Here is a 5,552-nt window from a genome sequence, read left to right on the forward strand (position 1 = left end):
GCGCAGACCGAGGCAGAGGCCACGCTTGCCGCCGCGCTGGGCGCTGCCGCGATGACCGCGGCGGACCTTGCGGCGCTGATCGCCCTGCCGCCCGGCACGGCCGAGGCCCTGCGCGCCGATCTGCGCGGGCGCGACGATGCGGTGACGGCGGCGCGCTCGACCCTCACGGCACGGAAGAACGACCTGCAAGAGATTGAGAAACAAGGACTTCCCGAAGACAGCCCTGAAATTCTCTCGCCCCGTCTTGCGGCGCTTGAGACCGAGACCGAGCGCCGCGCGCAAGAGATCGGGCGCCTTGCGGCCGAGCTTGACCGCGATGCGCGGACGCGGGCGGCGCTGGCCGATCTGGCGGCCGAAACCGAGGCGGCGCGGGCCGAGCTTGAGGTCTGGGAGGCGGTGAACAAGGCGATCGGCGCACGCTCGGGCGACCGGTTTGCGCGCATCGCGCAGGCGATCACGCTGGATGTGCTTGTGGACCATGCCAACCGCCATCTGGCCGATCTGAACCCGCGTTACCGGCTGCGCCGCGCCGCCGATCTTGCGCTGCAGGTCGAGGACCGCGACATGGGCGACAGCCCCCGCGCGACGCGCAGCCTCTCGGGCGGCGAGCGGTTTCTGGTCTCGCTGGCGCTGGCGCTCGCGCTCTCGCAGATGGGCGGCAAGGGCACGTTCGCGGGCACGCTCTTCATCGACGAAGGCTTTGGCGCGCTGGATGCGGGAAGCCTTGATCTGGCGATCGACGCGCTCGAGACGTTGCAATCGCAGGGGCGGCAGGTCGGCGTGATCAGCCATGTCGAGGCGATGCAGGCCCGCATCGCCACCCGCATCGCCGTGCGCAAGGAGGGCGGCGGCCGGTCGAGCCTGCGCGTCGAAGGCCCCGGCGTCTGACGCATGGGGGTCTGAGCGCCGAAGACGCTTTTTTCCGCCGATGCGTCGGCGCCGAAACGCGGGCGGCGGCGGCCCCGTGCAAGGATCGGCCCAGCCGAACAGCAAGGAGAGACCCGCCATGGCCGACAGACGCGATCACCGGATCATCGATGGCAAGGCGGTGCAGCAGCGCCTTTTGGCCGGGATCCGCGCCGAGCTTGAGGCGGCGGCAGAGACCCATCCGGTCGGGCGTCTGGTGTCGATCTCGATCGGCCCCTCGCCCGAGATCGAGGTCTATGTCCGCAATCAGGCCCGCGCCGCCACGACGGCCGGTCTGCCCTTCGAACAGGTGGTCTGGGAGGCCGCGGCGACGCAGGAGGCCTGCAAGCGCAAGATCGCGGCGCTGAACGACGATCCGTCGGTGCTGGGGATCATCCTGCAGCGTCCGGTGCCCGCGCATATCCATGTCCGATCCCTGCAATCGGCGATCCATCCGCTGAAGGATGTCGAGGGGATGAACCCCGCCTCGATCGGCAATATCGTCTACAATGACATCGCGCTGGCGCCCTGCACCGCGGCGGCGGCGGTGGAGATGGTGCGCGCGACCGGGCTGCCCTTGCCGGGGCTCGAGGTGGTGATGATCGGCCATTCCGAGATCGTCGGCAAGCCCGTCGCCTTCCTGCTGATGGCCGAGGGGGCGACGGTGACGGTGTGTCACCACATGACGCGCTCGGTCGCGATGCATTCGCGCCGCGCCGATGTGGTGATCGTGGCGGTGGGCAAGGCGCATCTGATCGGGCCGGAGATGATCAAGCCCGGCGCGGCGGTGATCGACATCGGGATCAATCAGGTCACCGATGCGGCGGGCAAGGTGCGGATCCTGGGCGATGTCGACACCGAGGCGGTGCGCGAGGTGGCAGGCTGGATCACCCCGGTTCCGGGCGGCGTCGGGCCGGTGACGGTGGCGATGCTGATGCGCAACGCGCTGACCGCGCATCGCCGTCAGGTTGCGGCGGGGTGGCTGGAACCGGCGCGGGCCTGACCGGGCAGCGGCCCGTTTCCCGGCACGGCTGCGGCGCCGCGGAGCCGATCACGGAAACGTGGTCTTCGCGCGTCGAAAGAGACGTTTTTGTATCGAAAGCGTCGCATTTGGGCCAGCCTTGCCTGTTGCGCCTCGCTAGCGAGAGTTGATTTTTCCGTCAATCAAGACACCCGAAGGGCGGGTGCCCTCACGCCCCCCTTCACCCGGCGGTGCGTGCCCCCAAGGGACGTGCGCGCACCGCCGCAAACCCGGATCGGACCAAGGCGCCCCGGGCGAAAGCTCAAATGCGCCGGAAATTCGGCGTCTTCTTAGCACCGTCTTCATCTTCGCCCGCGATGGTTCCCCCGATGTGGCCGGTCAGGATCCTGCAGTGACGTGGTTTCGCCCTTCCCCTGGCGTCCTTGGCTGGACCGGCCCCGCTCTGGCGGCCTTTCTCGGGCTGGGCTGCGCCTCGGCCGCTCTGGGGGCGGAGGCCGGGGCAGCGATCGATTACGAGGGCCGCTGCCGCCTGACCTCGGCCGGGGGCGAGACGCTGTTTGCGGGCGATTGCGCCATCAGCCGCCACCCCGCCCCCCCCGCCGCGGCCGAGGAGCGCTGCGCCTATCAGCGCTACGAAGTGCTGTTTCCCGGCATCGGCCTTGCGGTGGTGGAACGCGGCAATGCCCCGGAATGCCCGCCGCGGTTTCAGGATCGTCCGGCCGCTTATCTCGCGAGCGACCGGCGCGGCGAGCTGGTTCTGGCCACGGCCGAGGGGGCGCTTTTGCGCTTTGCCCCCGGTCCGGCGGAGCCGCCCGCGCCCCTGCCGGTGCTGGACGATCTGCTGCGCGGGATCGAGCTTTGCCGCCCCGGACCGGAGTATCGCGCCCTCACCCGCAGTCTGCGGCAGGCTGCGGCCAGCGCGTCAGAGGCGATCGGCACGATCCCCTGGCCTGCCGGAAATCCGCCGCCGGGCCAGCCGCTGCGCCTCCGTCAAAGCGGGGCCTGGCAACAGATCGACGTGCCGCTGCGCGGTCGCTATCTGGGCCTTGCCCTTGCCGGGCTGCGGCTGGAAACCGAGACCGGCACCGGGCAGCAGCGCGACACGTTGTTCTTCGCCGGACCGCCCGGACGGCTGGTCTGCGCCGGGCTTGACTGAGCCCGTCGGGGCTCAGAAGTCCTGATTTCGCAACAGCTGCGCCGGGATCGCCAGCCCCGCGCCGATCGCCGCCAGGGTGAAGATGACGCGGATGATATGTTCGGCGGCGGCGACGAAAATCTCGACCGCATCGGCGGGATGCGGCGCGGTCAGGGCAAAGAAGCCCAGGAGCGCCTCGCCGAAAAAGGCCCCCGGCACCATCGGAATGCAGCCCGCCAGCGCGACCGCATTGCAGGCCGGGCCGAGCAGGCCACGCAGCGCGGAGACCGCGCAGGAGGTGACGATGGCGGCGGCGAAGGTCGCCCCCTCAAGGCTCCAGGCCAGATCCAGCCCGCCGGTGCGGACCATCAGCGCCAGCGCCCCGGCCGCGGCACACCAGGGCAGCGCCCGCAGACCGAAGTTGAACAGAACGCCGAAGCCCGCGGCGGCGGCGGCGCCAAACAGCGCCTGATGCAGCAGATGCGGCAGGAAATCCCACATGGTCAACTCCTCGTCCCCAGAAGTTCCTCGGCAAACCAGATCCCGGTCGCGGCGAAAAGCATGATCATCAGCACCCAGACCGCGCGGGCGCTGCCCATCGTCGGATAGCCGTCCATGATGTCGGTCTGCGCATTGGTCGAAGGCACGCCCGGCACCAAAAGCAGGATCGAGGCCATCATCGCCAGCTGCACCGTGGCGCTTTGCAGCGCGATCGCACCAAGCCCGCCCAGCGTCGCCGACAGGAAGGCGATCGCCCCGGCGACGATGAAGATGTTCACGCCGCGATGCAGCAGGTGGTGGCGGATGAACTGCCCGATCGCGCCCGCCAGCCAGACCGGCCCGAAGGCCAGCCAGTCGATGCCCAGAAGCCGCCCGAAGGAGGCGCAGGCCAGCCCGACCGCCAGCGCGGTGAACCAGGCCGCATGCCGCGGCGTCTCGCGCACCAGCCGCGCCAGTTCGGCCTCGACCTCCTCGACGCTCATGCCGCCCCTTTCGGCGCGCGCGCAAAGCTGGCGCACCGCCAGATCCAGCCGGTGGTTCACCCCCAGCCGCCCGACCTGCAGCATCCGCGTGATCGTCTGATCCGCAACATGCACGGTCATCGCGATCGAGGTATAGCCCGAGCGCAGCCCGATCGTCTCGACGCCGAAGCCGCGCGCGATCATCGTGATGCCGCGGTGCACGACGCTGACCGAGGCGCCGCTTTCCATCATGATCCTGCCCGCCTTGAGCGCCGTGTTGGCATAGCGCTCCAGCTCGCGGTGGCGGATGACCACCGGATCGTCCCCGGTTTCCATGCGGTTCCCCTTCTTGCAATCGGCCCCCCGTAACAGCCCGGGCAAGGCGGGGCAACCATCGAAACGACCCTGCATATCAGCTATGCCCGCCCCCTCGGGATGCAAGGGCAAGATCCTGATAATCTTGCGCAAAACGCGGCGAACCGGGGGGTCAGCCTGCCTGCCGCAGCGGCGGCGCCTCCGCGTCCTGCATCCGGAACACCGCCGTCAGCGCGCGCAGCCTCTGCGCCTCGCCCAGCAGCGCCTGGGTCGCGGCGGCGTTTTCCTCGAACATCGCCGCATTGTGCTGGGTGACCTGATCGAGCTGGTTCACCGCCGCGGTGATCTCCGATATCCCCGCCGATTGCTCGCCCGCGCCGGTTTCGATCGCGGCCAGCAAAGTGTCGAGCCGGGTGACCAGATCCTCGATCCGGCCCAAGGCCGCATCCGAGCCGCTGGCCAGATCCACCCCCTCGCCGACCTGCCGCACCGAGGTCGCGATCAGCCCGGCAATCTCGCGCGCGGCCTCCGAGGAGCGCTGCGCCAGCCCCCGCACTTCTGACGCGACAACGGCAAAGCCGCGCCCGGCCTCGCCCGCCCGCGCGGCTTCCACGCCCGCGTTCAGCGCCAGAAGATTGGTCTGGAAGGCGATGTCGTCGATGACGCCGGTGATGCGGGAAATCTGTTCCGAGCTTTGCGCGATGTCGGTCATCGCCTGCAGCGTGCGGCGCACCACCTCGCGCCCGGCGGCGGTGGTCTCGCGGGTCTGGCCGACCGCCTGCGCCGCCTCGCGCGCGCCCTGCAGCGCCTGCGCGACCGAGGCCGCCATCTGGTTCATCGCCGCCGCGGTTTCTTCCAGCGAGGCGGCCTGCGTTTCCGTGCGCCGCCCCAGCTCGCCCGAGGCCGCGCCCAGCTGATGCGCCTCCGCTTGCACCGCGCCGCCGGCCCGGACGATCTCGCTCAACAGCTCGGCCATCCGCGTCACCGCCTGGTTGAAATCGCTGCGCAGCCCCTCGTAAGCCGCGGGAAAGGCGGTCTCGATCCGCGCCGTCAGATCGCCCGCCGAGATCGCCCGCAGCGCCTCGGCCAGCCGCGACACCACCAGCTGCTGTTCCTGCAGCTGCGCCGCGCGCTCGGCCTCGGCCGCGTCGCGCAGCCGCCGCCGCTCCTGCCGCTCGGCCTCCTGCCGGGCCTGCTCCTGCCGGTCGCGGTCGCGCTCGGCCTCGGCGGCCGCCAAGGCCGCCTGTTGCGC

At 70.4% G+C, this 5,552-nt stretch carries 6 protein-coding genes; 3 read left to right on the top strand and 3 right to left on the bottom strand.

From position 1 onward, the window contains the following. The 3 genes from FBT96_RS15430 to FBT96_RS15440 form a co-directional block, all read left to right on the top strand. Positions 1–888, top strand: an 888-nt coding sequence (locus tag FBT96_RS15430) for an SbcC/MukB-like Walker B domain-containing protein (RefSeq protein WP_212635395.1), incomplete at its 5' end; no start/stop codon positions are given. A gap of 118 nt (positions 889–1,006) precedes the next feature. Beyond that, positions 1,007–1,909 carry a bifunctional 5,10-methylenetetrahydrofolate dehydrogenase/5,10-methenyltetrahydrofolate cyclohydrolase gene (locus FBT96_RS15435; protein WP_136908166.1) on the top strand — a complete coding sequence of 301 codons (903 nt, stop codon included), beginning with the start codon at positions 1,007–1,009 and terminating at the stop codon, positions 1,907–1,909. Between the two features lie 370 nt (positions 1,910–2,279). Continuing rightward, entirely contained in the window at positions 2,280–3,044 is a 765-nt protein-coding gene (locus tag FBT96_RS15440; protein WP_136908168.1) for a hypothetical protein, read from the top strand. A gap of 12 nt (positions 3,045–3,056) precedes the next feature. Here the strand turns inward: FBT96_RS15440 and FBT96_RS15445 are convergent, their stop codons facing one another. From FBT96_RS15445 to FBT96_RS15455, 3 genes are all read right to left on the bottom strand, one after another. Further along, positions 3,057–3,524: a threonine/serine exporter family protein gene (locus tag FBT96_RS15445; RefSeq protein WP_136908170.1), complete on the bottom strand. Its 468-nt coding sequence runs from the start codon at positions 3,522–3,524 to the stop codon at positions 3,057–3,059. Between the two features lie 2 nt (positions 3,525–3,526). Next, positions 3,527–4,321, bottom strand: coding sequence for a threonine/serine exporter family protein (locus tag FBT96_RS15450; RefSeq protein ID WP_136908172.1), 795 nt, complete (start codon positions 4,319–4,321; stop codon positions 3,527–3,529). Between the two features lie 151 nt (positions 4,322–4,472). Then, positions 4,473–5,552: methyl-accepting chemotaxis protein (locus FBT96_RS15455; protein WP_249306518.1), on the bottom strand; the 1,080-nt coding region annotated here is incomplete at its 5' end.

Source organism: Rhodobacter capsulatus, from assembly GCF_005144475.1.
In the GTDB taxonomy this organism is placed as follows: Bacteria; Pseudomonadota; Alphaproteobacteria; order Rhodobacterales; family Rhodobacteraceae; genus Rhodobacter; species Rhodobacter capsulatus_C.

What these genes read in the sequence shown, in the direction of transcription:
- FBT96_RS15435 (WP_136908166.1), top strand. Translation starts at nt 1,007, where the DNA reads ATGGCCGACAGACGCGATCACCGGATCATCGATGGCAAGGCGGTGCAG.
- FBT96_RS15445 (WP_136908170.1), bottom strand. Translation starts at nt 3,524, where the DNA reads ATGTGGGATTTCCTGCCGCATCTGCTGCATCAGGCGCTGTTTGGCGCC.
- FBT96_RS15450 (WP_136908172.1), bottom strand. Translation starts at nt 4,321, where the DNA reads ATGGAAACCGGGGACGATCCGGTGGTCATCCGCCACCGCGAGCTGGAG.